Here is a 25,712-nt window from a genome sequence, read left to right on the forward strand (position 1 = left end):
AAGCGACCGGCATGTCCGTCTTCGCCATCATCGCCGCGCGCCTTGCCAAGGCCGCGCTGACCCTGCTGTGCATCGCGGTGCTGAATTTCTGTCTGCTGCATGCCGCGCCGGGAGACCCTGCCGTGGTGCTCGCCGGGGAGGCGGGCGCTGCCGACGAGCAGATGATCGAACAACTGCGCGAGCGCTTCGGGCTGGACCAGCCCTTTGGCGTGCAGCTGTGGAAATATGTCTCGGGGGTGGCCCAGCTGGATCTGGGTTACAGTTTCCGGCAGGGCGCGCCGGTGATCGAACTGATCGCCGATCGTCTGCCCGCGACGCTGCTGCTGACCGGGGCGGCCTTTGTCATCTCGCTGGTCTTCGGTATCGCGCTGGGCGTGGCCGCCGCTGCCCGCGTCGGCAAGCCGCAGGACAGCCTGCTTACCACCTTTGCGCTGCTGTTCTATGCAACGCCGCTGTACTGGGCGGCGCTGATGGCGGTGCTGGTGTTTTCGGTCTGGCTCGGCTGGTTGCCGGGGTTCGGCTATGAAACCGTGGGCGCGGGATATACCGGCATGGCGCGCATCATCGACATCGCGCAGCATCTGGTGTTGCCGGCGCTGACGCTGGGGCTGTTCTTCATGGCGGTCTACATGCGGATGACGCGGGCCTCGATGCTCGAGGTCTCGACCGCCGATTTCGTCAAGACCGCCCGCGCCAAGGGGCTTTCGGATGCGGTGATCCGCCGCCGTCACATCCTGCGCAACGCCATCCTGCCGGTTGTCACGCTGGCCGGGCTTCAGGCCGGGCAACTGATCGGCGGCGCGGTGCTGACCGAAACCGTCTTTGCTTGGCCGGGTATCGGGCGGCTGATGTTCGAAAGCCTCGCCGCGCGCGATTACAACACCATTCTCGGGGTGTTCCTTGTCTCTGCCGCCATGGTCATCGCGTTCAACATCGTCACTGACATCGTCTACCGCCTTGTGGACCCCCGCATCGGAGCGCGCGCATGAGCTTCTGGACCCGTTTTCGCAGCAACACCGGCGCGATGGTCGGCGTTGTCCTGTTGATCGCCGTCATCGCCGTGGCGCTGTTTGCGCCGCTGATCTTTGAACATTCACCTTGGCAGATGGTGCAGCGCCCCTTCCTTGCGCCGTTTGCGGTGGATGGGCTGCCGCTGGGCACCGATACGCTGGGCCGCGACGTGGCCTCGCAGCTGGCCTATGGCGCAAGGGTGTCGCTTTTGGTCGGGCTGGTCTCGACACTGGTCGCCTTGCTGATCGGCGTGCCGCTCGGGGCGCTTGCCGGATTTTACGGCGGATATGTCGATGAAGGCGCGATGCGCTTCACCGAGTTCTTCCAGACCATTCCGAATTTTGCCCTCGCCATCGTGCTGGTGGCGATCTTTGAACCCTCGCTGGCCTCGATCACCCTTGCCATCGCCATCGTGTCATGGCCGCCGGTGGCGCGTCTGGTGCGGGCCGAGGTGATGTCGGTGCGCAAGCGCGAATTCGTCGATGCGGCGACGCTGGCGGGGCTGAGCAAGCCGCGCATCCTGATCCGTCAGGTGCTGCCCAATACCGTGTCTCCGATCATCGTCATGGCCTCGCTCATGGTGGCCACGGCGATCCTGCTGGAAAGCTCGCTGAGCTTCCTTGGCCTTGGCGATCCCAACGCCATGAGCTGGGGCTACATGATCGGCGCGGCGCGCACGGTGATCCGGTCCAGCTGGTGGCTAAGCTTCTTTCCGGGCATCGCCATCATCATCACGGTTCTGGCGCTGAACCTGATCGGGGAAGGGCTCAATGATGCGCTGAACCCGCATCTGTCAAGAAAGGGCCGGGCATGAGCACGCTTGCCATCGAGCACCTGACCATCGGTCTTCCCGAAGGCGCCGACCGGCCCTTTGCGGTCGAAGACGTCAGCATGACCATCGACAAGGGCCAGATCCTGTGTGTGGTGGGGGAATCCGGGTCGGGTAAATCCATGACCGCCAACGCACTGATGGGGTTGCTGCCCCCCGGCGTGACGGTCAAAGCGGGCCGCGCCATGTTTGAATCGCGCGACGTGATCCGCCTGCCGGACGCAGAGAAAATGGCCCTGCGCGGCGCGCAGATCGCGATGATATTTCAGGAACCGATGACGGCGCTCAACCCGCTGATGCGCATTGGCGATCAGATCGCCGAGGTGTTCGCCGCGCATGACCGTTTCACTCAGGCCGAGCGGCGCAAGAAGGCGCTGGATCTGATCCGCGAGGTGCAACTGCCCGACCCGGAAAAGATCATCCGCGCCTATCCGTTCCAGCTGTCGGGCGGGCAGCGCCAGCGGGCGATGATCGCCATGGCGCTGGCGCTGGAACCCAAGCTGCTGATCGCCGACGAGCCGACAACGGCGCTGGATGTGACGACGCAGGCGCAGATCCTCAAACTGATCCTTGATCTGCGGGCGCGGCGCGGCATGGCGGTGATGTTCATCACCCATGATTTCGGCGTGGTGGCCGAGATCGCCGATGAGGTGATCGTCATGCGCACCGGCAAGGTGGTCGAACGCGGCCCGGCGCGCGCGGTGCTGCAAGACCCGCAGCACGAGTATACCAAGCGTCTGCTGGAGGCGATCCCGACCGGCAAGCTGCCCCCGGCGCGAGCGCTGTCGGAAACGCCGGCGCTGCAGATCAAGGGGCTGCGCAAGATCTATCGCACCGGCGGCGGCATGTTCCGTGCACCGCGCGAGGTGCGGGCGGTGGATGATGTCTCGCTCAGTGTCGCGCGCGGCGAGGTGCTGGGGCTGGTCGGCGAATCCGGCTCGGGCAAATCGACGCTGGGGCGCACCGCGGTGCGGCTGGTCACCCCCGACGCCGGGCAGGTGCTGGTCGGCGGCGTCGATCTTGCGGCGCTGTCGGATGAGGATCTGCGCCGCCAGCGTCACAAGGTGCAGATGGTGTTTCAGGACCCCTATGCCTCGCTCAACCCGCGCCAGCGCATCATCGGAGCGATCACCGACGGGCCGATCGCCCGGGGCGTTCCCCGGCGCGAGGCCGAAAACCGCGCCAGAGAGCTGCTGGAGATCGTCGGCCTTGGCGCCGATGCCGCCAGCCGCTTTCCGCATGAGTTCAGCGGCGGGCAGCGCCAGCGCATCGGCATTGCCCGCGCGCTGGCGATGGACCCGGAGCTGATCATCGCCGACGAGGCGGTGTCGGCGCTGGATGTGTCGATTCAGGCGCAGGTGCTCGACCTGCTGCGCGATCTGCGCGAGAAGATGGGGCTGTCGATCCTGTTCATCACCCATGATCTGCGCGTCGCCGCCCAGCTGTGCGATCGTATCGCCGTGATGCAAAAGGGCAGGCTGGTCGAGATCGGCACCGTGCATGACATCTTCCTCAACCCGACAGAAGACTACACCAGACAGCTTCTCGCCGCAGTGCCCGGCGCGGACTGGGACAATCAGAAAGTTCTCGCATGAGCCGTATCCTTGGGGTTGCCACCTGTTCGCAACTGAAACTGGCCGAGCGGTTCGGTCCGCTGTTCGAAACGCTCGCCCCCGAGCTTGATCTTCGCGCCCCCGACGACATCGAGCGTCCCGAAGACGTGCGTTTCATGCTGACCTTCATCCCGGATGCCGAGGCGTTCCATCGCTATCCGAACCTTGAGGCGGTGTTCAGCGTCGGTGCGGGGCAGGATGCCATCGACCGATGCCCGTCGCTGCCGCAGGGCCTGCCGGTCTATCGGCTCGAAGACCCGGATCAGGCGCTGCAAATGGCGGGGTTCTGCGCCTTCCATGTGCTTTGGCATCACCGCGAGATGGCCCAGGTGCGCACCAATCAGGTCAGCGAGGTATGGGCGCGCAAGCTGACCGGCCTGTCGCCGACGGCGCGGCGCATCGGGGTCATGGGCTTTGGCCTGATGGGCCGCGCTGTGGCCAAGGGGCTGGTGGCGCTTGGCTATTCGGTGGCTGGCTATTCACGCCGCATGCCCGAGGCAGAGCCGGGCGTAGCCCATTACACCGACGGCGAGATGGATGCCTTTCTGGCGCAGAGCGATATTCTCATCAATGTGCTGCCGCTGACGCCGCAGACCCGCGGGCTGATTGACGCTGCCTTCCTTGCCAAGCTGCCGCGCGGCGCGGCGCTGATCCATGTCGGGCGCGGCGGGCAGCTGATCGAGCCCGATCTGATCACGGCGCTGGACAGCGGCCAGCTGTCGGGCGCCTCGGTCGATGTCTTCGAGACCGAACCGCTGCCCGCAGGCCACCCGTTCTGGGCGCATGAGCGTGTCTTCGTGACGCCGCATGTCGCCTGCATTCCGACCCCCGAAGCGGTGGTGCGAAATGTGCGCCAGCGCATGCTGGCCGAGTTTCAGGAAAAGAAATCCGCATGATTGATCTGAATGCTCTGAGCGCGCGCGAAATCGCCGCGCGCGTCCAATCTGGTGCGCTCAAGGCCACCGACATCGTTGGCGAAACGCTGGACCGCGTGCTCAAGATGAATCCCAAGGTCAACGCCATTGTGCAGAACTGCGGCAGCGATGCATTGGCCGAGGCCGAGGCGCTGGACGCCCGCATCGCCGCCGGCAAGCCGGTGGGCGCGCTGGCTGGGGTGCCGGTGACGGTCAAGGTGCTGTCGGATCAGAAAGGCTATGCCAGCACCAATTCGTGCCAGATCTACAGCGACGTGATCGCAACGCAGGACAGCCCGTTCCTGCGCCACATGCGCGAAAAGGATGCCATCGTCATCGGTCGCACCAACACCCCGGCGTTTTCCTACCGCTGGTTCACCACCAACGGGTTCTACGGCGCCACCAAGAACCCCCACAACGATGCGCTGACGGCGGGCGGCTCGTCTGGCGGGGCAGGGGCGGCGGTGGCCACCGGCATGGGGCATATCGGCCATGGCACCGACATCGCCGGGTCGATCCGCTATCCGGCCTATGCCTGCGGCATTCAGGGCCTGCGCCCGACGCCGGGGCGGGTGCCGATGTTCAACCAGTCCGGCCCCGACCGGGCCATCGGGGCGCAGATCATGGCGGTCTCGGGGCCTCTGGCGCGGCGGGTCGACGATTTGCGGCTCGGGCTCGAAGGCATGGCGGGCTATGCGCCCGAAGATGTCTGGAGCGCGCCGGTGCCGCTGGTCGGTCCCGCGTACCGCCGCCGCGTGGCGCTGGTGACCCATCCGGGCGGCATCGACACCGACCCGCGCATCGTCGCCGATCTGCAGCGCGCCGCGCAGATGTTCCGCGATGCGGGCTGGGAGGTCGAGACCCCGGCGCAGATCCCCGAGCTGCGCGAGGCGGTGGAGCTTCAGGTCGATCTGTGGCTGTCGGATGGCCATGAGGCCAAGATGGAAGCGGCGCAGCGCGAAGGCGACGCCGGGGCCATCGCCCTGTTGTCGCATTACGCGGATCGCGCCGCGCGCATCGACGTCGCGGGCTTCGGCGCGCTGTTTTCGCGGCGGGCGGCGCTGATCCGGGCGTGGCGAGGGTTTCTGGCCGATTACCCGGTGGTGTTGATGCCCAATTGCGCCGAGCTGCCGTTCCGGCAGGATCAGGATCTGGAGGGCGACGCGATGATCGCCCATCTGTGGGATGTGATGCTGCCGCAGATCGCCATTCCGGTGCTGGGCGTTCCGGCGATCTCGATCGCCTCGGACGTGATCGACGGCGTGCCCTCGGGGGTGCAGCTGGTCTGCCCGCCGTGGCGCGAGGATATCTGCCTTGAGGCGGGCGAAGTGCTGGAGCGCGGCTTTGGATTTCCCGGCCTCGTGGGCTGATAGCGCTTGACAGATGCGACGTCAGGCCCCATTTGCGGTTCTGACGCCGCGCTGCCGCGTGAGCTAGCCGCGCCCCTTCGGGATTTTTCCCGGGCATGAGCGCATCGGTGTCACCACTCACGGTTCCCCATCACGCAGGGTTCTGGACGCGAATGGCCAGCAGGTCGCGGGAGACGCCCGCGCTGCCAGAGGCTTTGCGCGACACCCTGACCATGCCGCCCCAGATGCGGGGCGGGTGGCGTCATGCCGTGTTCGATGACTCGATGCGGCCCGCAAAGGATAAGATTTGTTCGACTTCGACATGCTCGGCCTCGCGCCGTCCCTTACAGAAGTGCTTCAGAAGAACGGGTTCAAGGAACCCACCCCGATTCAGAATCAGGCGATCCCGCTTGCGCTTGAAGGTCATGACGTGCTGGGCCTTGCCCAGACCGGCACCGGCAAGACGCTGGCCTTTGGCCTGCCGCTGATCGACGGGCTGCTGGCCCAGCCGGGCAAGCCCGCGCCCAAATGCGCCAAGGCGCTGGTGCTGGCCCCGACCCGCGAGCTGGTCAACCAGATCGCCGACAGCCTGCGCCAGCTCACCGATGGCTCCAAGCTGCGCGTCGCCACCGTGGTTGGCGGGCAATCCATCAACCGTCAGATCAGCTTTCTTGCGCGCGGCGTCGACATCCTTGTCGCCACCCCCGGCCGCCTGATCGACCTGATGGATCGTGGCGCCGTCGATCTGTCGACCGTGCGCCAGCTGGTGCTGGACGAGGCCGACCAGATGCTCGACCTTGGTTTCATCCACGCGCTGCGTCGGATCGCCCCCAAGCTGGGCACGCCGCGCCAGACCATGCTGTTTTCGGCCACCATGCCCAAGCAGATGGAAGAGCTGTCCGCCGCCTATCTCAACAACCCGCGCAAGGTGCAGGTTTCGCCTCCGGGCAAGGCTGCCGACAAGATCACCCAGTCGGTGCATTTCGTCGACAAGAACGACAAGCCAGCCAAGCTGCGCGAAGTTCTGCGCCGGGACATGGACGCGCTGACGCTAGTGTTCTCGCGCACCAAGCATGGTGCAGAGCGCCTGATGAAGGGCCTTGTGGCCGATGGCTTCAACGCCGCGTCGATCCATGGCAACAAGAGCCAGGGCCAGCGCGACCGTGCCATCAAGGCGTTCCGTGATGGCGATATCAACGTGCTGGTCGCCACCGACGTCGCCGCGCGCGGCATCGACATTCCGGGCGTTGCCTATGTGGTGAACTTCGATCTGCCCGAGGTGCCGGACAATTACGTGCACCGCATTGGCCGGACCGCCCGCGCCGGCCGTGAAGGCGAGGCGATTGCCTTCTGCGCACCGGATGAGGGCGATCTGCTGCGCCAGATCCAGAAGCTGATGAAGATCGAGATTCCCGTGGCTTCGGGCGAAGCTCCGGCCGAAGTGACCGGCGGTGGCAGTCAGCGTCGTCGCGGTGGCGGCGGTGGGCGTCGCGGTGGCGGCGGTCAGGGCAAGCCTTCGGGCAAGCCCGCTGGCAAGCACGGTGGCCCCAACCATGGCGCCCCGGCAGCCGTAAAGGCACGCCGCAGCCGTCCGCGCCGCAAGGTCGCCTGAAAATAACAAGGCCGGGCTCTTTCCAGAGCCCGGCCTTTTTTCTGTGACCCTTGCGCCATGGTTGTTCCGGCCAAAGGCGCGCGGCGGATCGCGGCTCAGACCCTCAGCATCTTGGTCAATGTGCGCAGCGCGTCCCGGTCGGCTCCGGCCAGCGGAGCGTTGCGGCTGCGAAACAGCGTTGCCTGACTGCGCAGAACCGGCTCTTCCTCTAGCACCTTGAGATGGTTCGCCCGCAACGTCTCGCCGGTCGAGGTGATGTCGGCCACCGCTTCGGCCGTCAGGTTCTTGACCGTGCCTTCGGTCGCGCCCTGACTGTCGACAAGCTGATAATCGGCGACGCCGCCCTGCCTGAGGAACTCGCGCACCAACCGGTGGTATTTCGTCGCGATCCGCATCCGGAAGCCATGCGCGGCCCGGAATGCCGCCGCCGCCCCATCCAGATCGTCAAGCGTGTTCACATCGATCCAGCAGGCGGGCACGGCGATGATCAGGTCGGCCTGACCAAAGCCCAGCTCGGCCAGCGGCTCGACCTTCTGATCCCATTGTACCAGCTTTTCGCGGATCAGATCGGTGCCGGTCACGCCCAGATGGATGCGCCCCGCCGCCAGCTCGCGCGGGATTTCTCCGGCGGACAGCAACACAAGATCGACACCCTCGATGCCCTCGACCGCGCCGGCGTATTCGCGCTCGTTGCCGGTGCGGGCGAGCCCGATGCCGCGCGCGCCAAACCAGTCGAAGGTCTTTTCCATCAGCCGCCCCTTGGAGGGCACCCCAAGCTTGATCGTCATGCCACGCCCTCCAGTTGCAACAGCAGGCCGGGGCGGATCACCCCACCCACCGCCGGGGCCGCGCGCCCGCCGCCGAGCCGCTGGGTCAGCGCATCATAGCGCCCGCCGGTGGCGATGGGGGGCAGGTCGGGCCGCTGTGCGGGCACGAAGCCAAAGACGAAGCCGTCGTAATATTCCATCGAAGAGCGCCCGTAGCTGGCCTCGAACTCCAGCGCGCTGACGTCGATGCCGCGGGCGGCAAGCGCGTTGCAGCGCTGTTCGAACCGGTTCACCGCTGGCACCAGACCGGGCAGATCGACTGCGATGTCGTGCAGATGCTCCAGCGCAAAGCTGCAGGTTTCGCGCACTGCCAGCAACGCATCGATCAGCTGAACCTGGCTGCGGCACAGCGGGCCCTCGGCGGCATCGGCGCGCAGCGCCGCAACGCGGGCGGCGATTTCCGCCTCCGAGCGCAACCCGATCATCGGCGCAGTCGCCACTGGATTGGCGTCCTTGAGCAGCGCCTTGCGCGATGGCGGCAGCGGCGCGCGCCCCGAAAAGCGGTCGAGCAGTGCCCGGAACCGGCGCGGCCGCCAGATGTGGCGCATCAGCGCGGCGCGGCGCGGTTCGGAAATCTCAAGCGCCATGACAGCGGCGGTGAGAATGCCGATATCGCCGGTCACCGCGCGCAGATCATAGCCCGCAAGGGCGTCTGCAAACACCGCGAACACCTCGGCATCGGCCTGCGCAGGATCGTCGTCGGCGAACAGCTCATAGCCGACCTGAAAATATTCCGCCGGGCGTTCAGGGTGGTCTTCCTGACGCCGGAACACCTCGCCGCAATAGGTATAGCGCGACGGGGCCGCGCCGGTTTCCATATGCATCTGCACCACGGGCACGGTGAAATCAGGACGCAGCATGACCTCGCCGCGGCTTGGATCCTGCGTCACATAGGTGCGCGCGCGAATGTCCTCGCCGTAGAGGTCCAGCAGCGTTTCCGCCGGTTGCAGAATGGCGCAATCGACATTTTGGGCCCCAAGGTCGAGAAAGCGCTGGCGCAGGCGAACCGCCTCGGCGCGTTCGGCCGCCGTGGTCACGCCCATTGTGCTAGGATCTCCCGGACCTTGGCGACCAGATCGCTGCGCGGGATTTCGTATTGGCTCGGGCGCTCCTTCCACTCTTCGAGCGTCGCATCCTGCGCCAGCTTCGCGCCAAGGATCAGGTCCTTGACCTGCAGCACGCCGCGTTCCTTTTCGTCGCCGCCTTCGATGATGGCGACAGGAGAATTGCGCTTGTCGGCATATTTGAGCTGGTTGCCGAAGTTCTTCGGGTTGCCAAGATAGACCTCGGCGCGAATGCCGTTATTGCGCAGCTCGGCGACGATGGCTTGGTAATCGGCCATGCGGTCCTTGTCCATAACGGTCACCACGACAGGGCCTTGCGGAATCGTGCCGATGCGGCCCTTCTCGCGCAGCGCGGCCAGTAGCCGGTCGACGCCGATGCTGACACCGGTTGCAGGCACAGCCTGCCCGGTGAAGCGCTTCACAAGGTCGTCGTAACGTCCGCCGCCTGCGACAGAGCCGAATTGCCGCTTGCGGCCCTTCTCGTCGAGGATTTCAAAGGTCAGCTCGGCTTCGAACACCGGCCCGGTGTAATAGCCAAGGCCGCGCACGACGCTGGGATCGATCTCGATCCGGTCATTGCCATAGCCTTGCGCCGCCAGAAGCGCGCCGATCTGTTCCAGCTCGTCAACGCCTTCGGCGCCGATGGCGCTGCTGCCGATGGCCGCGCGCAGGTTGGCAACGGTTGCGCCTGCATCGGCCCCTTTCGAGGTCAGGAACGCCAGAACCGGATCGGCCTGCGCATCCGACAGGCCCACGCCGTCGATATAGGCGCCCGAGGCATCGAGCCGCCCCTTGCCAAGCAATGCCCGTACACCCGCCTCTCCGACCTTGTCGAACTTGTCGATGGTGCGCAGCACGGCGTCACGCTGTGCCTCGTCGTCAAGGCCCATAGTCTCGAGCACGCCGTTCAGCACCTTGCGGTTGTTGACTCGCACCAGATAATCGCCGCGCGGAATGCCGACCACCTCAAGCGTGTCCGACAGCATCGCGCAGATCTCGGCGTCGGCCGCGACGGAAGCTGCGCCAACGGTATCCGCATCGCACTGGTAGAACTGGCGGAACCGCCCCGGTCCCGGCTTTTCATTGCGCCAGACCGGCCCCATGGCAAAACGCCGATAGGGCAAGGGCAGCTCGTTGCGATGCTGTGCATAGACCCGCGCCAGCGGCGCGGTCAGATCGTAGCGCAGCGCCATCCAGCTGTCGTCCTCGTCCTGCCACGCGAACACGCCCTCGTTGGGGCGATCCACATCCGGCAGGAATTTGCCAAGCGCCTCGACGGTCTCGACCGCACTCGATTCCAGCGCTTCGAAGCCGTAGCGATGATATACCCCGGCGATGGCACGCAGCATTTCGGCGCGCTCTGTCACCTCCGGGCCGAAATAATCGCGGAACCCCTTCGGCGTCTGGGCCTTGGGGCGGGGGGCTTTTTTGTCTTTCGCCATGATGGGCTCCTTGCGGAATGCGCGCTTCCCTTAGCGGCTTGCGCGTGTGGGGGCAACAGGCGGGCTGTGTGCAATGCCCCGGCGCTGCGCAAAGTTCGGCCGTCCAGCCTGCCTCCTGCGGGGATATTTAGGGCCAGAAGAAACCGGGGCGCGGCGCCTGGTTTTCTTCTGGCCCTAAATATCCCAGGGGGCCCGAAGGGCGGGGGCAGCGCCCCCTCTGGCGTAGACAACGCCCGCAGCGAAGCCTATCTCCACCAGAAAGGAGCCCGACCATGCCCAACGACACTTCTGCCCTTGAGGAACGTCTTGCCCATCTCGAGCGCACCACCGACGATCTGTCATCGGTCGTGGCGCGGCAGGATCGTGATATTGCGCTGCTGACACGTCGCCTTGCACTTTTGATCGAACGAGAGGCCGATCGACAGGCCGATGGCGCGGGCGGGGTGGTGATGGGCGATGAGCGTCCACCCCATTACTGACCTGTTGCGCGTTCAGAAATCTTCGACTGCCAACACCCCGTCGAGCGATTTGACCGCGCCCTTGATCTCGGGCGTCACTGGGAATTCGCGCTTGAGATCCATTTCGACCTCGCCGGGCAGGCCTTCGGCGCTCAGGCACAGGCGGATCGGCCCGCGCCCTGCCTTGGGCATCTGCTCGGCGGCGCGGCTCAGGATCGATGCGACCTGAGAGAGAGTTCCCGGGGTCTCGATGAAGATCTTCAACCCCGAGGCCCCGGCATCCGCAACCACCGTTTCCACCGGGCCGAAGCTGCGCGCCAGCAGCTTGAGCTGGTCGCTTTCCACCGTCGCTTCGACGGTCACGACAACCTTTGATCCGGTTTCCAGCAGCTCGCGGGATTTCTCCAGCGTCTCGGAAAAGATCGTCACCTCGTAGGCGCCGGTCGGGTCCGACAATTGGGCAAAGGCAAAGCGATTGCCGCGCGCCGACTTGCGTTCCTGACGCCCCGCCACCACGCCGGCCAGCTTGGCGATGCAAGCGGTGCCCTGCGCCTTGTTGCGCACCTCTTCCAGCGTCATCACGTCGCGTCGTTTCAGCGCGGGCATGTAATCGTCAAGCGGATGGCCGGACAGGTAAAAGCCGATGGCCTTGAATTCCTCGTTCAGGCGCTCGGCGGGCAGCCAGTCGGGGGCCGGGGTCAGGCGCGGTTCGGGCAGATCGTCGCCCGCATCGCCAAACAGCGACACCTGCGCCGAAGCGCGCTGTTCGTGGATCGCCGCCGAATAGGCGACCAGCGCATCGAGCGAATCGAACATGCGGCGCCGGTTGCGGTCGAGCTGGTCGAACGCCCCGGCGCGGGCCAGCATTTCCAGCGGGCGCTTGCCGATTTTCTTGAGATCGACCCGGCGGGCGAAATCAAAAATGGTGGCGAAGGGTTTGTCGGGGCTTTGGGGGTCTTCGGGCACCGAGCGGCGCCCCTGAACGATCAGCTGCATGGCCTCGACGCCGACGTTCTTGAGAGCGCCAAGCGCGTAGACCAGTTCCTGTCTTTCCACATCGAAGGTGGCCATCGACCGGTTCACGCAGGGCGGCACGTAGCCCAGTTTCAGCCCATGCTTCAGCTCGTCGAAATAGATCGCCAGTTTGTCGGTCAGGTGGATATCGCAGTTCATGACGCCTGCCATGAATTCGACCGGGTGGTTCGCCTTGAGCCAAGCGGTCTGGTAGCTGACCACCGCATAGGCCGCCGCGTGCGATTTGTTGAAGCCGTAGTTGGCGAATTTTTCCAGAAGGTCGAAGACCTCGGTGGCCTTCTTCTTGTCGACCCCGTTTTCCGCCGCGCCCTTTTCGAACTTGGGGCGCTCGGCGTCCATCGCCTCCTTGATCTTCTTGCCCATGGCGCGGCGCAGCAGGTCGGCGCCGCCAAGGCTGTAGCCCGCCATTTCCTGCGCGATCTGCATCACCTGTTCCTGATAGACGATGATGCCTTGGGTTTCGGCAAGGATATGGTCGATCGACGGGTGGACCGAGGTGATTTCGCGCAGGCCGTTCTTGACCTCGCAATAGACGGGGATGTTTTCCATCGGGCCGGGCCGGTAGAGCGCCACAAGCGCCACGATGTCTTCGATGCAGGTGGGTTTCATGCGCTTGAGCGCATCCATCATGCCCGTCGATTCCACCTGGAACACGGCAACGGTCTTGGCCGCAGCATACAGTTTATAGGTCTTTTCATCATCCAGCGGGATGAGGTTCATCTGGTTTTCTCCGCCCTCGGCTGGCTCGTACAGCTGCGTGCCATCGGCGGCGACATGGATGGGGCGGCCATCCTTGAGGATCAGGTTCACCGCGTTCTGAACCACGGTCAGCGTCTTCAGGCCGAGAAAGTCGAATTTCACCAGCCCCGCCTGTTCCACCCATTTCATGTTGAACTGGGTGGCGGGCATGTCGGAGCGGGGGTCTTTGTAGAGCGGCACAAGCTGGTCAGTGGGGCGGTCGGCGATGACCACCCCTGCGGCGTGGGTGCCCGCCGAGCGCAGCAGCCCCTCGACCTGCTGGCCGTAGGTCAGCAGGCGGTCGACCACCTCTTCGTTGCGGGCCTCTTCGGCAAGGCGCGGCTCGTCGCGCAGCGCCTGTTCGATGCTGACAGGTTTGACGCCTTCGACCGGGATCATCTTGGACAGGCGGTCGACCTGTCCGTAGGGCATCTGCAGCACGCGGCCCACGTCGCGCACCGCCATTTTCGACAGCAGCGCGCCGAAGGTGATGATCTGCGCCACCTTGTCGTGGCCGTATTTTTCCTGAACGTAGCGGATCACCTCTTCGCGGCGATCCATGCAAAAGTCGATGTCGAAGTCGGGCATCGACACCCGTTCGGGATTGAGGAAGCGTTCGAACAGCAGTGAATAGCGCAATGGGTCGAGGTCGGTGATGGTCAGCGCATAGGCCACCAACGACCCGGCGCCCGAGCCGCGCCCCGGCCCGACCGGGATGTCGTGGTCCTTGGCCCATTGGATGAAATCGGCAACGATCAGGAAGTAGCCGGGAAAGCCCATGCCCTCGATGATGCCCAGCTCGAAATCGAGCCGTTCCTGGTATTCCTCCACGCTGACCGCGTGGGGGATCACCGCAAGGCGGCGTTGCAGGCCTGCGTTCGCCATGCGGCGCAATTCGGCGACCTCGTCATCGGCGAATTTCGGCAGGATCGGGTCGCGGCGATAGGCCATGAAGGCGCAGCGCTTGGCGATCTCAACGGTGTTCTCCAGCGCCTCCGGCAGATCGGCAAATAGCGTCGCCATCTCTTGCGGGGTCTTGAGGTAATGCTGCGGCGTCAGGCGGCGGCGCGGTTCCTGCTGATCGACATAGGCCCCCTCGGCGATGCAGATCATCGCGTCATGCGCCTCGTACATTTCGGGCTTGGGGAAATAGACGTCGTTGGTGGCGACCAGCGGCAGGCCCATTTCATAGGCCATCTCGATATGGCCGCGCTCCGACAGCTTTTCGGCCTGCGGCAGCCCGTCATCGCCGGGGTGGCGTTGCAATTCGACATAAAGCCGATCGCCAAAGAGTCTGTGCAGGCTGGTCAGCAGCACCTGCGCGGCGGCGCGGTGATTGTCGCGCAGTAGCCGCCCCACCGGGCCATCCGGTCCGCCCGACAGACAGATCAGCCCGTCGTGATGGGTTTCAAGATCCTCAAGCGTCACATGCGCCAGCTGGCCGTCGCCCCGCATATACAGGCACGAGTTCAGCTTCATCAGGTTTTCGTAGCCGGTCTCGTTCTGCGCCAGCAGGACGATGGGCGCGGGCGGTTTGGGCCGCTCGCCCGGTGCGGGGTTGGTGTAGCGCAGATCGACCTGACAGCCGATGATCGGCTGGATGCCCGCGCCGCTGGCACCGACGGAAAATTCCAGCGCTGCAAAGAGGTTGTTGCTGTCCGTGACCGCAATCGCGGGCATTTCCATCGCTTCGCACAGGCCGGGCAGCTTTTTCAGCCGCACCGCCCCTTCGAGCAAGGAATATTCGGTGTGAACGCGCAAGTGTATGAATCGGGGATCTGCCATGAGAGCAGAGTAGGCGCTGCGCCGGGCGGGGGGAAGGGCGCTCAGCTGCCTTCCTCTGCGGCAGGGGCGTCGCGCCCGTGCAGCGCGTCGCGGATCGCGCGCCATGTGTCGGCCTTTTGTGTGCGGCCGCGGGCGTCTTCCTCGGCGATGACGCGGCTCGCTTCGTTCAGCGCGGCGTCAGGGCTGCCTTCGGTCCGGGTGAGCCTGCGTGCCATGCGCGAGATCTGTAGTCGGTTCATCGGGGCATCCTTTGCGGCATGTTGCGAAAGACAATGCGCGGCGGAGGCTGCGGTTCCTGCGCGCCCATGTTCCCGGCGCCCGCCCGCCTGCCGGGTTTGGCGGCGCAGCGCGGGTGGATGCTCTGGAATTGGGCGATTTTCTCTTGCCAAGCGGCGCGTGTGGCTTCTAGCCTTGGCTCAGACAGGGATGGTCCGCGCGCCTTCTACGCCGCATCGGGGGCGCGCATCTTTTGGACAGTGTAAGGCGGCGGGTCTATGACATATGGATATCTGCTTTCTTCTGAACGGGGAAAGAGTGGATCTGCGCGGAGTGTCTCCGACGCGGACCACGCTTGACTGGCTGCGCGAGCGGCGCGGCCTGACCGGTACCAAGGAAGGCTGCAACGAGGGCGATTGCGGTGCCTGCACCGTGATGGTGACTGACGATGATGGCACCAAGGCGCTGAACGCCTGCATCCTGCTGCTGCCGCAGTTGCATGGCAAGGCGCTGCGCACCGTCGAGGGCATCGGGGCGCCCGATGGCGCGCTGCATCCGGTGCAGCAGGCGATGGTCGATAAGCACGGCTCGCAATGCGGCTTCTGTACGCCGGGCTTCATCGTGTCGATGGCCAAGGCGCACAAGGTCGGGGACACCGGGTATGACGATGCGCTGGCGGGGAACCTGTGCCGGTGCACCGGCTACGCGCCGATCGTGCGCGCCGCCGAAGCGGCAGCGCTGTCGCCGGTGCCGGACTGGATGGCCGAACCGCCATTGCCCGAGGTGGCCGAACTGCCCTGCGCCCCCGAAAGCGCCGAGGCGCTGGCGGCGCTATATGCCGAGCGCCCCGAGGCGGTGCTGGTGGCCGGGGCGACCGACGTTGGCCTGTGGGTCACCAAGCAGCTGCGCGATCTGTCGGGGGTGATCTTTCTGAACCGCTGCGCCGATCTGCAACGGATCGACGTGTCGGACGATGCCATCCGCATCGGCGCCGGGGTCACCATGGACAGGGTGCTTGAGCTGATGCGCGAGGAATACCCGAGCTACGCCGAGATGCTGCGCCGCTATGGGTCGGCGCAGGTGCGCGCGGCGGCGACCATCGGCGGCAACATCGCCAACGGCTCGCCGATCGGCGACAACCCCCCGGTGCTGATCGCGCTGGGCGCAACGCTGCATCTGCGCCATCAGGGCGGATCGCGCGACATGCCGATCGAGGAGTTCTTTCTGGAATATGGCAAGCAGGACCGCGCCCCCGGTGAATTCGTCGAGGCGGTGAGCATCCCGCGCGGGCAGGACCGGCTGCGGGTCTACAAGCTGTCGAAACGCTTTGATCAGGATATCTCGGCGGTTTGTGGCGCCTTCAACGTGACGGTCGAGGACGGGATCGTGACGGGCGCGCGGATCGCATTTGGCGGCATGGCCGGCATTCCCAAGCGGGCGGCGACGGTCGAGGCGGCGTTGATCGGCAAACCATGGACCGACGAGGCGGTGATCGCCGCGTGGGATGGCTGGGAGACGGATTTCACCCCGATGAGCGATATGCGCGCCTCGGCGGATTACCGGCTGCTGGCGGCGCGCAACATGCTGACGCGCCACCTGCTCGAGGATCTGGGCGCGGATACCGATGTACGGAAGGTGCGGGCATGAGCGTTTCGAAACCCTTGCCGCATGAGGCCGCCCCGCTGCATGTCACCGGGCGGGCACGCTATATCGATGACATCCCGGTGCCCGCGGGCTGTCTGCATCTGGCGTTCGGGCTGTCGCAGATCGCTTCCGGGCGGATCGGCTCGATCGACCTTGAGGCGGTGCGCGCCGCGCCCGGCGTGGTGCGGGTCTGGGAGGCTAAGGATCTGCCGTCGGACTGCGATTGCTCGCCCTCGCTGGGGGACGAGCCGATGCTGTCGGGGGCGAGCGTGTGCTACGTCGGCCAACCGGTGTTTCTGGTGGCCGCGACCTCGCATCTGGCGGCCCGCAAGGCGGTGCGCAAGGCGCAGATCACCTGGCAGGAGCGCGACGCGCTGCTGAGCGTCGACGAGGCGATGGCGGCCGAGTCGCGGTTCGAAGATGGCCCGCGTATCTGGGAAAAGGGCGACACTGCGGCGGCGCTGGACGACGCGCCGCATCAGCTGCGCGGCACCATCGACATGGGCGGGCAGGAGCATTTCTATCTGGAAGGGCAGGCCGCGCTGGTTCTGCCGCAGGAAAACGGCGACATGCTGGTGCATTCCTCTACCCAGCACCCGACCGAGATTCAGCACAAGGTTGCCCATGCGCTGCATCTGCCCATGCACGCGGTGCGGGTCGAGACGCGCCGCATGGGCGGTGGCTTTGGCGGCAAGGAAAGCCAGGGCAACGCGCTGGCGGTGGCTTGCGCGGTGGTGGCCGCGGCGACGGGGCGTCCGGCCAAGATGCGCTATGACCGCGACGATGACATGATGATCACCGGCAAACGTCACGATTTCCGCATCGATTATGCCGTTGGTTATGACGATGACGGGCGGCTGCTGGCGGTCGATTTCGTGCAGCACACCCGCTGCGGCTGGGCGCAGGATCTATCCTTGCCGGTGGCCGACCGGGCGATGCTGCACGCGGACAATGCCTATCACATCCCGTCGATGCGGATCGAAAGCCATCGGCTGAAGACCAACATGCAAAGCGCCACCGCTTATCGCGGCTTTGGCGGGCCGCAGGGGATGCTGGGGATCGAGCGGGTGCTTGACCATGTCGCCCATGCGCTGGGGCGCGATCCGCTGGCGGTGCGGCGGGCAAATTATTATGCGGATGCGCCGGTGGATGGTGCAGACGGGGGGCTGTCTGCCCCCCAAACGCCTGCGGCGTTTCCCCCCGAGGATATTTCGAGCCAGAAGAAGATGGCTGCCGCTGAGGGGGATGTTGCCTCGCGCGGGGCAGGCGGGCCGGTGGGGCATGCGCTGGCGGCGCCTGCCGGGGTTCAGACGACGCATTATGGCCAGCCGGTCGAGGATTTTCTGCTGGGGGCGCTGACGGAGAGGTTGGCGGAGTCGTGCGATTATGAGGCGCGGCGGGCGGCGGTGGCGGCGTGGAACGCCAGCAAGCCATTGCTCAAGCGGGGCATTGCGCTGACGCCGGTGAAGTTCGGGATCTCGTTCACGCTGACGCATCTCAATCAGGCGGGGGCGCTGGTGCATGTCTATCAGGACGGGTCGGTTGCGCTGAACCATGGCGGCACCGAGATGGGGCAGGGCCTGTTCCAGAAGGTGGCGCAGGTGGCGGCGGCGCGGTTCGGCATTCCGCTCGGGGCGGTTCGGATCACCGCCACCGACACGGCGAAGGTGCCCAACACCTCGGCGACGGCGGCGTCTTCAGGCTCGGACCTGAACGGCATGGCGGTGAAGGCAGCTTGTGATACCATCCGGGAGCGCATGGCCGAGCATCTGGCCGGGCTGTTTCAGGCGCGGGCATCCGAGGTGATCTTTGCTGACGGGTCGGTGAGCGTTGGCGAGGAGGTCATGAGTTTCGAGGTGGCGGCGAAGCTGTGCTACGAGGGGCGAGTGAGCCTGTCTTCCACCGGTTTCTACAAGACGCCGAAGGTGGAATGGGATCGCATCAAGGGGCAGGGGCGGCCGTTCTTTTATTTCGCCTATGGCGCGGCTTGCAGCGAGGTGGTGCTGGACACGCTGACCGGCGAGTATCGCATCTTGCGGACGGATATTCTGCACGATGCCGGGGCTTCGCTGAACCCGGCCATCGACATCGGCCAGATCGAGGGCGGCTATGTGCAGGGGGCCGGCTGGCTGACCACCGAAGAGCTTGTCTGGGATGATCGGGGCCGTCTGCGCACCCATGCGCCGTCGACCTACAAGATACCGGCCTGTTCGGACCGGCCCGAGGTGTTCAACGTTGCACTTTGGGATGGGGCGAACCGGGAGGAGACGATCTATCGTTCGAAGGCGGTTGGAGAACCGCCGTTCATGTTGGGAATATCGGCTTTTCTAGCGCTTTCCGATGCGGTTGCCAGTTGCGGGACGGCCTATCCGGCGCTAGATGCGCCGGCGACGCCCGAGCGGGTGCTGATGGCGCTGCGGAAGGTGCAGGATGGGGTTTGACCTTGGCGCGTTGAGCGCGGCGGTGGCGGCGCATGGCCGGGTTGCGCGGGTTGTCGTGGCAGAGGTCGCGGGATCGGCCCCGCGCGAAGTGGGCGCGGCGATGCTGGTCTGGCCCGATGGGCGCGGTTTCGGGCAGTCGGGCACCATCGGCGGCGGCGCGCTGGAGCTGATGGCGGCAGAGGCGGCGCTGTCCCGGCAAGGGCTGACGCGGCATCCGCTGGGTCCGCAGCTGGGGCAATGCTGCGGCGGGGCCGTGGTGCTGCTGACCGAGCTTTACGACGCTGCGGCGCTGCAGGCGCTTGAGGGGTGCGAGGTGATCGCGCGCGGGCCGGGCGCACAGCCGCTGGCGGTGGCGCGGCTGTTGGACCGGGCACGGGCGCAAGGCGTTTCCGTCGAGTCGCAGCTGGTTCAGGGCTGGTTCATCGAACCGGTGGCGCGCCCGTCGCGGCAGCTGTGGATCTGGGGCGCCGGCCATGTCGGGCGGGCGCTGGTATCGGTGCTGGCGCCTTGCCCCGAGATTGCGCTGAACTGGGTTGATACGGCGCCAGAGCGCTTTCCCGAAGTCGTGCCCGAAGGGGTCACGGTGGTGCCCGCGGCCGACCCCGCCCGGCTTGTGCCGCATGCGCCGCAGCAGGCCGAACATCTTGTCCTGACCTACAGCCACGAGATCGACTTTGCCCTGTGCCACGCGCTACTGGGCCATGGCTTTCGCTGGGCCGGGCTGATCGGGTCGGATACCAAATGGGCGCGGTTTTCCAAGCGGCTGCGGGCGTTAGGCCATACGGATGCACAGATTGCGCGCATCTGCTGCCCGATCGGGCGGAAATCTCTTGGCAGGCATCCGCAGGCCATTGCCATCGGCGTTGCGGCGTTTCTACTCGATCACGAAACAGAGAGGAGCATGGGGTGGCAGACACACTTCTCAGCATCCGGGGGCTGACCAAGGCCTATCCGGGGGTCGTTGCCAACGACACCGTCTCCTTTGACATCGGCAAGAACGAGATCCACGCCCTGCTGGGCGAAAACGGCGCGGGCAAGTCGACGCTGGTCAAGATGATCTTTGGTCTCGTGAAGCCCGACAAGGGCGAGATGCATCTGAACGGCGAGCCGTATCAGCCGGGCAAGCCGTCGGATGCGCGCCGGTCTGGCGTGGCGATGGTGTTCCAGCATTTCTCGTTGTTCGATGCGCTGGACGTGGCCGAGAATGTCGCACTGGGCATGGAGACGCCGCCGCCGATGCGCGATCTGGCGCGGCAGATCCGCGAGGTGTCGGAAACCTACGGGCTGCCGCTTGATCCCTACCGCGTGGTCGGCACGCTGTCGGCGGGCGAGCGCCAGCGGGTCGAGATCATCCGTTGCCTGCTGCAGAACCCGCGGCTGCTGATCATGGACGAGCCGACATCGGTGCTCACCCCGCAGGAGGTCGAGATCCTGTTCCGAACCCTCAACAAGCTGAAGGCCGAGGGCACGTCGATCCTGTATATCTCGCACAAGCTCGAAGAGATCCGCACGCTGTGCGACGAAGCGACGATCCTGCGGCTTGGCAAGAATGTCGGCACCTGCACACCGCGCGAGGTGACGGCACGGCAGATGGCCGAGATGATGGTGGGCTCGAGCTTTCTCACCCCCGAGCCGAAGGCGGGGGCCAAGGGCGAGGTCTTGTTGCGCTGCGAGGCGCTGTCGCTGCCCGCGCCGGGGGCGTTCGGAACGCCGCTTCGGGAGATTTCGCTGGAGGTGCGCGCCGGCGAAGTTCTGGGCATTGGCGGTGTGGCCGGCAACGGGCAGGACGAGCTGCTGATGGCGCTGTCGGGCGAGCGGCTCGCGCCGCAGGGCGCCATCTGGTTCAAGGGACGTGATGTCAGCCGCGACGGGCCGTCCTTGCGGCGCGAGGCGGGGCTGCTGACCGGCCCCGAAGAGCGGCTGGGCCATGCCGCCGCGCCCAACATGAGCCTGACCGAGAATGCCGTGCTGACGGCGGGCCAGCGTAAGGGGCTGGTGAAGAACGGCTTCATCAACTGGATCGCGGCGCAGGATTTTGCCGATCACGTCATCGCCAAATTCGATGTGCGCACGCCGGGGGCTTCTGTGGCGGCGCGGGCGCTGTCTGGCGGCAATCTGCAGAAATTCGTGGTCGGGCGCGAGATCGAACAGAACCCCGATGTGTTCGTGGTCAACCAGCCGACATGGGGGGTTGATGCCGCCGCCGCCGCCGCGATCCGGCAGGCGCTGCTGGACCTTGCCGCCAAGGGCGCTGCGATCATCTGCATCAGTCAGGATCTCGACGAGCTTATGGAAATTTCCGACCGGTTCGGCGCGCTGAACGAAGGCCGCCTGTCGGCCACGCAGGCGGTGGCCGATCTGGATGTCGAGAAGATCGGCCTGATGATGGGCGGCGCGCATGACATGGAGGTGGCGCATGACATCTGACATCAGGAGCCAGCGCCTGTTCATCCGAAACATCCCGAAGAGGTTTCGCGCCAATGCTCTTTGCAGCCAAGAGGTCACGCGATGATGCGGCTTGAAAAACGCCCGCAGCCGTCGGGCTACTGGACAGCGCTGACGCCGATCCTTGCGGTGGTGCTGACGATGCTCGTTGGCGGCGTGATGTTCTGGGCGCTGGGCAAGCCGCCGGTCGAGGCGATCCGCACGATCTTCTGGGATCCGCTGTTTCACCCGCAATTCGCGGCCTATTCGCGCCCGCAGCTGCTGGTGAAGGCGGGGCCGCTGATCCTGATCGCCATCGGTCTGTCCATCGGCTTTCGCGCCGGGATCTGGAACATCGGCGCCGAAGGGCAGTACATCATGGGGGCGGTCACCGGGGCCGCCGTTGGGCTGGCGTTCTACCCATCGGAGTCGGTGTTGCTGTTCCCGTTGATGGTGATCGCCGGAGCGCTGGGCGGCTGGGCATGGGCAATGATCCCGGCGGTGCTGAAGACGCGGTTCGGCACCAACGAAATTCTGGTGTCCCTGATGCTGGTCTATGTGGCCGAGAACATCCTTGCCTCGGCCTCGGCCAGCTGGCTGCGCAGCCCCGAGGGCATGGGCTTTCCCGGATCGCGCAATTTCAAGCAATGGCCTGCCGTCTTCAATGACGAGCTGATCGCCAATACCGGCATGCACTGGGGGGTCGTCACGGCGTTCATCGCGGTGATCGCGGCCTATGTGATGATGGCGCGGCACATTGCGGGCTTCAACGTGCGCCTTACCGGAGAGGCCCCGCGCGCGGCGCGGTTTTCTGGCGTCAGCCCGGCGCGGATCGTGTTCCTGTGCCTTGGGCTGTCGGGGGTGCTTGCGGGCATGGCGGGGCTGTTCGAGGTCACCGGCCCGGCGGGGCAGATCAGCATCGACTTTGGCTCTGGCTACGGGTTCACCGCGATCATCGTGGCGTTTCTGGGTCGGCTGAACCCGTTCGGCATCCTTGCCGCCGGGCTGCTGATGGCGCTGACCTATATCGGCGGCGAGCTGGCGCAGCTGATGCTGGGCCTGCCCGGCGCGTCGATCCAGCTGTTTCAGGGCATGCTGTTGTTCTTCCTGCTGGCGACCGATGTGTTCACCAACTACCGCGTGCGGCTCGTGCGCAGAGAGGTCGCCTGATGGATCCCGTGCTGCTTGTCGCCTCGATCATGGTTTCAGCGACGCCAATCCTGCTGGCCGCTCTTGGCGAGATGGTCGTCGAGAAATCCGGGGTGCTGAACCTTGGGGTCGAGGGCATGATGATCACTGGCGCGGTGATGGGGTTTGCCATCGCGGTGTCGTCCGGCTCGCCGCTGCTGGGCTTTGCCGGGGCGGCGGTGTCGGGGGCGGTGCTCTCGCTCGCCTTCGGGTTTCTGACGCAATACCTGCTGTCGAATCAGGTGGCGACGGGGCTGGGGCTGACGCTGGTCGGGCTGGGCCTGTCGGCGCTGATCGGATCGAATTACGAAGGCCAGCGCGCGCCGGCGCTTGGCAAGCTGGATATTCCGCTGCTGGGCGACCTCCCGGTGCTGGGGCGGATGCTGTTTTCGCATGATATCATGGTCTACGTCAGCCTTGCGCTGGTTGCGGCGGTCTGGGCATTTCTGAAATTCTCCCGCGCCGGGCTGATCCTGCGGGCGGTGGGCGAGGATCACGCCTCGGCCCATGCGCTGGGCTACAAGGTGGTGCGGGTGCGGCTTGCCGCGATCGCCTTTGGCGGCGCCTGCGCCGGGATGGGCGGGGCCTATGTCAGCCTTGTGCGCGTGCCGCAATGGACCGAAGGCATGACGGCGGGGGCGGGCTGGATCGCGCTGGCCATCGTAGTCTTTGCCTCGTGGCGGGCGCTTGGGGTGCTGATCGGGGCCTACCTGTTCGGAGGCGTCACGGTCATTCAGCTGAACCTGCAGGCGGCGGGAACCACGGTGCCGGTCGAGCTCTTGTCGATGTCGCCATACCTGATAACGATCATCGTGCTGGTGATCATCTCGGCGCGCGGGGCGCAGGGTGCGCCGGCATCGCTCGGCCGATCCTTCCACGCCTCGTCCTGAGGCTTTCAAAGCAAGAAACGACAGGGAGACCCCAACATGAAACGCAGAACCCTTCTGGCCTCGGCGGCGGCGCTGAGCCTGATCGCGGGCAGCGCCTTTGCACAGGACAAGCCCAAGGTGGCTTTTGTCTATGTCGGCCCTGCGAACGACGGTGGCTGGTCGCAGCACCACCACGAGGCCGCGATGAAGATGAAGGCGCATTTCGGCGATGCCATCGAGGTGATCGAGCAGGAATCGGTTCCCGAAGGGGCCGATGCCGAGCGCGTGCTGACGCAGATGGCGCTGTCTGGCGCGGATCTGATCTTTACCACCTCGTTCGGTTACATGGACCCGACCATCAACGTCGCGGCCAAGTTCCCGGATGTGAAATTCGAACACGCCACCGGCTACAAGACCGCCGAGAACGTGTCGGTCTATTCGGCTCGTTTCTATGAAGGGCGTGCGGTGACCGGCTATCTGGCCGGCGCGATGACCAAGACCAACAAGATCGGTTACATCGGCTCGTTCCCGATCCCCGAGGTGATCCGCGGCATCAACTCTTCGTACCTGCATGCCAAGAAGGCCAACCCGGATGTCGAGATCGCCGTGGTCTGGCTGTCGACTTGGTTCGATCCGGCCAAGGAAGCAGACGCAACGCAGGCGCTGCTGGATCAGGGCGCGGACGTGGTGCTGGCGCATACCGATTCCACCGCGCCGCTGTCGGTGCTGGCAAAGGCCGGGGCCTATGGTTTCGGGCAGGCGGCCGACATGGCCGAATTCAAGCCCGAGCCGCGGCTTTCGTCGATCATCGATGAATGGGCGCCCTATTACATCGAACGGGTGCAGGCGCTGATCGACGGCAGCTGGACGAGCAGCAACACGTGGTCGGGTATCGGCGATGGCATGGTCGGCATCGGCGAGTTCACCGGCCCGATCCCCGAAGAGGTGCTGGCGACGGCCACCAAGATGAAGGAAGATATCGCGTCGGGCGCGTATCACCCCTTTACCGGGCCGATCAACAAGCAGGACGGCTCTGCGTGGCTGGCCGAGGGCGAGGTGGCCGATGACGGCACGCTGGCGGGCATGAGCTTTTACGTCGAAGGCGTGTCGGGCGACATTCCGAACTGATCGCCGGTATGGCGCATGAATGGCACCGTCGGCGCGCAGGCGTCGGCGGTGTTTCTGGTTTGAGGGGCGTGATGCCTCCGGCGGGAGTTTATCTGGCAAGATGAAGGAGCAGCGCGAAAATCTGCCGGTGGCGCTGGTTTTGGGGGCGGCGGTCCGGGCCGGAGGCGTGGCTTCGCCGACGCTGCGGCGGCGGGCGCTGGCGGGGGCGCGGCTTTGGCAGCTGGGCGCGGTGCGGGCGGTGATGGGCTGCGGCGGGACCGGGCGGCACGGGCCGTCGGAGGCGGCGGTGATTGTGGCACTGTGCCGCGAGGCGGGGGTCCCGGGCGAGGCGCTGCTATGCGAGGAGCGCTCGGCCACGACGTTGGAGAATCTGCTATACGCGCGGCCGCTGTTGGAGACTCTGGGCGCGCGCGAAGTGATTGTGGTGAGCGATCTCTATCATTTGCCGCGCGCCCTGATGGTGGCGCGGCGTGCGGGGCTTGTGGCGCGGGGGCACGCGGTGCCGTTGCGCGGGGCGCATCCTGCGGCGCAGCTGAAGGCGGCGCTGCGCGAGATCCCGGCGCTTGGCTGGTACGCGCTGAGCGGCAAGGGGCGTTAGAGCACGCCGATGTCGGCCAGCGCTCCGGCGAGGCCGGGGGGCAGGGCGTCTTCCTGCAGGCGGCTGGCGGACAGATCCGGGGGCGCATCTGACGGGGCAAGGTAGCGCCAGCCCTGAAACGGGCGGCGCGGGGTGGGGCTGACGCGTATCAGCCCGGGCTCGAGCACCATGGCACAGCGGGAGACGCCGTCGGTGCCGGTTACCCGGTCGAGACGCAGGATGCGCTGGCGGCATTGCACCAACCCGCCGAACACCCAGTAGATACTGCCGCCGTTCAGCACCTCGGATTCGCGCTTGGGAAACATGCGGGTGACGTGGCGCGGCAAGCCGTCATCGGTCTGCGCCTGCCGGGAATCCTGCCATGCGGCAAGGGCTTCGACGCTTTCGGTTCCGACGCTTAGCTTGATGAGATGAGTGTGTTTTTCCACGGGCGTCCTCGGCGGGTTTCGCATGATATAGTATGCGGGCGTGCAAAAGTTTCAAGAGGTGGTGCGGAACGGGCTGGACGTGGTAAGCTTTGGACTGTT

The 25,712-nt window shown here is 65.8% G+C and carries 21 protein-coding genes; 15 read left to right on the top strand and 6 right to left on the bottom strand.

Annotated elements, in window-relative coordinates:
* Nucleotides 1–11 precede the first annotated feature (11 nt).
* From Q4543_RS15410 to Q4543_RS15435, 6 genes are all read left to right on the top strand, one after another.
* On the top strand, nucleotides 12–989 hold the full coding sequence (locus Q4543_RS15410) for an ABC transporter permease (protein WP_303439541.1): 978 nt from the start codon (nucleotides 12–14) through the stop codon (nucleotides 987–989).
* Nucleotides 986–1,825, top strand: coding sequence for an ABC transporter permease (locus Q4543_RS15415; RefSeq protein WP_303439542.1), 840 nt, complete (start codon nucleotides 986–988; stop codon nucleotides 1,823–1,825). Before Q4543_RS15410 ends, Q4543_RS15415 begins: the two co-directional genes overlap by 4 nt.
* Nucleotides 1,822–3,435, top strand: coding sequence for an ABC transporter ATP-binding protein (locus Q4543_RS15420; protein ID WP_303439543.1), 1,614 nt, complete (start codon nucleotides 1,822–1,824; stop codon nucleotides 3,433–3,435). Before Q4543_RS15415 ends, Q4543_RS15420 begins: the two co-directional genes overlap by 4 nt.
* Nucleotides 3,432–4,349 carry a glyoxylate/hydroxypyruvate reductase A gene (locus tag Q4543_RS15425; protein ID WP_303439544.1) on the top strand — a complete coding sequence of 306 codons (918 nt, stop codon included), beginning with the start codon at nucleotides 3,432–3,434 and terminating at the stop codon, nucleotides 4,347–4,349. Before Q4543_RS15420 ends, Q4543_RS15425 begins: the two co-directional genes overlap by 4 nt.
* Nucleotides 4,346–5,737, top strand: a complete 1,392-nt coding sequence (locus Q4543_RS15430; protein ID WP_303439545.1) for an amidase — start codon at nucleotides 4,346–4,348, stop codon at nucleotides 5,735–5,737. Before Q4543_RS15425 ends, Q4543_RS15430 begins: the two co-directional genes overlap by 4 nt.
* Before the next feature lie 286 nt (nucleotides 5,738–6,023).
* A complete protein-coding gene (locus Q4543_RS15435; protein WP_252737449.1) occupies nucleotides 6,024–7,328 on the top strand; it encodes a DEAD/DEAH box helicase in 1,305 nt (434 codons plus the stop codon).
* Nucleotides 7,329–7,423: 95 nt separating this feature from the next.
* On the opposite strand, the gene hisG is transcribed toward Q4543_RS15435, so the two are convergent.
* From hisG to hisS, 3 genes are read right to left on the bottom strand one after another with little or no spacing between them, the layout of a single operon-like run.
* Nucleotides 7,424–8,116: an ATP phosphoribosyltransferase gene (hisG, locus tag Q4543_RS15440; protein WP_303439549.1), complete on the bottom strand. Its 693-nt coding sequence runs from the start codon at nucleotides 8,114–8,116 to the stop codon at nucleotides 7,424–7,426.
* Complete coding sequence (locus Q4543_RS15445; RefSeq protein WP_303439551.1) at nucleotides 8,113–9,198, bottom strand: ATP phosphoribosyltransferase regulatory subunit; 1,086 nt, start codon at nucleotides 9,196–9,198, stop codon at nucleotides 8,113–8,115. Before Q4543_RS15445 ends, hisG begins: the two co-directional genes overlap by 4 nt.
* A complete protein-coding gene (gene hisS, locus Q4543_RS15450) occupies nucleotides 9,189–10,661 on the bottom strand; it encodes a histidine--tRNA ligase (protein ID WP_303439553.1) in 1,473 nt (490 codons plus the stop codon). The genes Q4543_RS15445 and hisS overlap by 10 nt, the downstream gene beginning before the upstream one ends.
* A gap of 272 nt (nucleotides 10,662–10,933) precedes the next feature.
* Between hisS and Q4543_RS15455 the strand changes: the two genes are divergently transcribed.
* Nucleotides 10,934–11,140: a SlyX family protein gene (locus Q4543_RS15455; protein ID WP_303439555.1), complete on the top strand. Its 207-nt coding sequence runs from the start codon at nucleotides 10,934–10,936 to the stop codon at nucleotides 11,138–11,140.
* A gap of 12 nt (nucleotides 11,141–11,152) precedes the next feature.
* On the opposite strand, the gene dnaE is transcribed toward Q4543_RS15455, so the two are convergent.
* Both dnaE and Q4543_RS15465 read right to left on the bottom strand, forming a co-directional pair.
* On the bottom strand, nucleotides 11,153–14,677 hold the full coding sequence (dnaE, locus tag Q4543_RS15460; RefSeq protein ID WP_303439558.1) for a DNA polymerase III subunit alpha: 3,525 nt from the start codon (nucleotides 14,675–14,677) through the stop codon (nucleotides 11,153–11,155).
* A 41-nt stretch (nucleotides 14,678–14,718) separates the two neighbouring features.
* On the bottom strand, nucleotides 14,719–14,916 hold the full coding sequence (locus Q4543_RS15465) for a hypothetical protein (RefSeq protein ID WP_303439559.1): 198 nt from the start codon (nucleotides 14,914–14,916) through the stop codon (nucleotides 14,719–14,721).
* A 262-nt stretch (nucleotides 14,917–15,178) separates the two neighbouring features.
* Here Q4543_RS15465 and xdhA point away from each other — a divergent pair, with 262 nt between their 5' ends.
* From xdhA to Q4543_RS15505, 8 genes are all read left to right on the top strand, one after another.
* Nucleotides 15,179–16,540: a xanthine dehydrogenase small subunit gene (gene xdhA, locus Q4543_RS15470; protein ID WP_303439561.1), complete on the top strand. Its 1,362-nt coding sequence runs from the start codon at nucleotides 15,179–15,181 to the stop codon at nucleotides 16,538–16,540.
* On the top strand, nucleotides 16,537–18,978 hold the full coding sequence (gene xdhB, locus Q4543_RS15475) for a xanthine dehydrogenase molybdopterin binding subunit (protein WP_303439562.1): 2,442 nt from the start codon (nucleotides 16,537–16,539) through the stop codon (nucleotides 18,976–18,978). Before xdhA ends, xdhB begins: the two co-directional genes overlap by 4 nt.
* Entirely contained in the window at nucleotides 18,968–19,918 is a 951-nt protein-coding gene (gene xdhC / locus Q4543_RS15480) for a xanthine dehydrogenase accessory protein XdhC (RefSeq protein WP_303439564.1), read from the top strand. The genes xdhB and xdhC overlap by 11 nt, the downstream gene beginning before the upstream one ends.
* A complete protein-coding gene (locus tag Q4543_RS15485; protein ID WP_303439566.1) occupies nucleotides 19,885–21,405 on the top strand; it encodes an ABC transporter ATP-binding protein in 1,521 nt (506 codons plus the stop codon). Before xdhC ends, Q4543_RS15485 begins: the two co-directional genes overlap by 34 nt.
* Nucleotides 21,406–21,486: 81 nt before the next feature.
* Entirely contained in the window at nucleotides 21,487–22,572 is a 1,086-nt protein-coding gene (locus Q4543_RS15490; protein ID WP_303439568.1) for an ABC transporter permease, read from the top strand.
* The gene (locus tag Q4543_RS15495) at nucleotides 22,572–23,480 is read left to right on the top strand and encodes an ABC transporter permease (RefSeq protein ID WP_303439570.1); all 909 of its coding nucleotides are present in this window, start codon (nucleotides 22,572–22,574) and stop codon (nucleotides 23,478–23,480) included. The genes Q4543_RS15490 and Q4543_RS15495 overlap by 1 nt, the downstream gene beginning before the upstream one ends.
* A 36-nt stretch (nucleotides 23,481–23,516) precedes the next feature.
* Nucleotides 23,517–24,587: a BMP family ABC transporter substrate-binding protein gene (locus Q4543_RS15500; RefSeq protein ID WP_303439572.1), complete on the top strand. Its 1,071-nt coding sequence runs from the start codon at nucleotides 23,517–23,519 to the stop codon at nucleotides 24,585–24,587.
* Between the two features lie 100 nt (nucleotides 24,588–24,687).
* Nucleotides 24,688–25,185, top strand: coding sequence for a YdcF family protein (locus Q4543_RS15505; protein WP_303439574.1), 498 nt, complete (start codon nucleotides 24,688–24,690; stop codon nucleotides 25,183–25,185).
* Here the strand turns inward: Q4543_RS15505 and Q4543_RS15510 are convergent.
* Entirely contained in the window at nucleotides 25,182–25,613 is a 432-nt protein-coding gene (locus Q4543_RS15510) for a DUF1489 family protein (RefSeq protein WP_303439575.1), read from the bottom strand. The two genes, Q4543_RS15505 and Q4543_RS15510, sit on opposite strands and share 4 nt — an antisense overlap.
* Nucleotides 25,614–25,712 lie beyond the last annotated feature (99 nt).

Source organism: Salipiger sp. 1_MG-2023 (assembly GCF_030547555.1).
Lineage (GTDB): Bacteria > Pseudomonadota > Alphaproteobacteria > Rhodobacterales > Rhodobacteraceae > Salipiger.

What these genes read in the sequence shown, in the direction of transcription:
- Q4543_RS15410 (WP_303439541.1), top strand. Translation starts at nt 12, where the DNA reads ATGTCCGTCTTCGCCATCATCGCCGCGCGCCTTGCCAAGGCCGCGCTG.
- Q4543_RS15415 (WP_303439542.1), top strand. Translation starts at nt 986, where the DNA reads ATGAGCTTCTGGACCCGTTTTCGCAGCAACACCGGCGCGATGGTCGGC.
- Q4543_RS15420 (WP_303439543.1), top strand. Translation starts at nt 1,822, where the DNA reads ATGAGCACGCTTGCCATCGAGCACCTGACCATCGGTCTTCCCGAAGGC.
- Q4543_RS15425 (WP_303439544.1), top strand. Translation starts at nt 3,432, where the DNA reads ATGAGCCGTATCCTTGGGGTTGCCACCTGTTCGCAACTGAAACTGGCC.
- Q4543_RS15430 (WP_303439545.1), top strand. Translation starts at nt 4,346, where the DNA reads ATGATTGATCTGAATGCTCTGAGCGCGCGCGAAATCGCCGCGCGCGTC.
- hisG (WP_303439549.1), bottom strand. Translation starts at nt 8,116, where the DNA reads ATGACGATCAAGCTTGGGGTGCCCTCCAAGGGGCGGCTGATGGAAAAG.
- Q4543_RS15445 (WP_303439551.1), bottom strand. Translation starts at nt 9,198, where the DNA reads ATGGGCGTGACCACGGCGGCCGAACGCGCCGAGGCGGTTCGCCTGCGC.
- hisS (WP_303439553.1), bottom strand. Translation starts at nt 10,661, where the DNA reads ATGGCGAAAGACAAAAAAGCCCCCCGCCCCAAGGCCCAGACGCCGAAG.
- Q4543_RS15455 (WP_303439555.1), top strand. Translation starts at nt 10,934, where the DNA reads ATGCCCAACGACACTTCTGCCCTTGAGGAACGTCTTGCCCATCTCGAG.
- dnaE (WP_303439558.1), bottom strand. Translation starts at nt 14,677, where the DNA reads ATGGCAGATCCCCGATTCATACACTTGCGCGTTCACACCGAATATTCC.
- Q4543_RS15465 (WP_303439559.1), bottom strand. Translation starts at nt 14,916, where the DNA reads ATGAACCGACTACAGATCTCGCGCATGGCACGCAGGCTCACCCGGACC.
- xdhA (WP_303439561.1), top strand. Translation starts at nt 15,179, where the DNA reads ATGGATATCTGCTTTCTTCTGAACGGGGAAAGAGTGGATCTGCGCGGA.
- xdhB (WP_303439562.1), top strand. Translation starts at nt 16,537, where the DNA reads ATGAGCGTTTCGAAACCCTTGCCGCATGAGGCCGCCCCGCTGCATGTC.
- xdhC (WP_303439564.1), top strand. Translation starts at nt 18,968, where the DNA reads ATGGGGTTTGACCTTGGCGCGTTGAGCGCGGCGGTGGCGGCGCATGGC.
- Q4543_RS15490 (WP_303439568.1), top strand. Translation starts at nt 21,487, where the DNA reads ATGATGCGGCTTGAAAAACGCCCGCAGCCGTCGGGCTACTGGACAGCG.
- Q4543_RS15495 (WP_303439570.1), top strand. Translation starts at nt 22,572, where the DNA reads ATGGATCCCGTGCTGCTTGTCGCCTCGATCATGGTTTCAGCGACGCCA.
- Q4543_RS15500 (WP_303439572.1), top strand. Translation starts at nt 23,517, where the DNA reads ATGAAACGCAGAACCCTTCTGGCCTCGGCGGCGGCGCTGAGCCTGATC.
- Q4543_RS15505 (WP_303439574.1), top strand. Translation starts at nt 24,688, where the DNA reads ATGAAGGAGCAGCGCGAAAATCTGCCGGTGGCGCTGGTTTTGGGGGCG.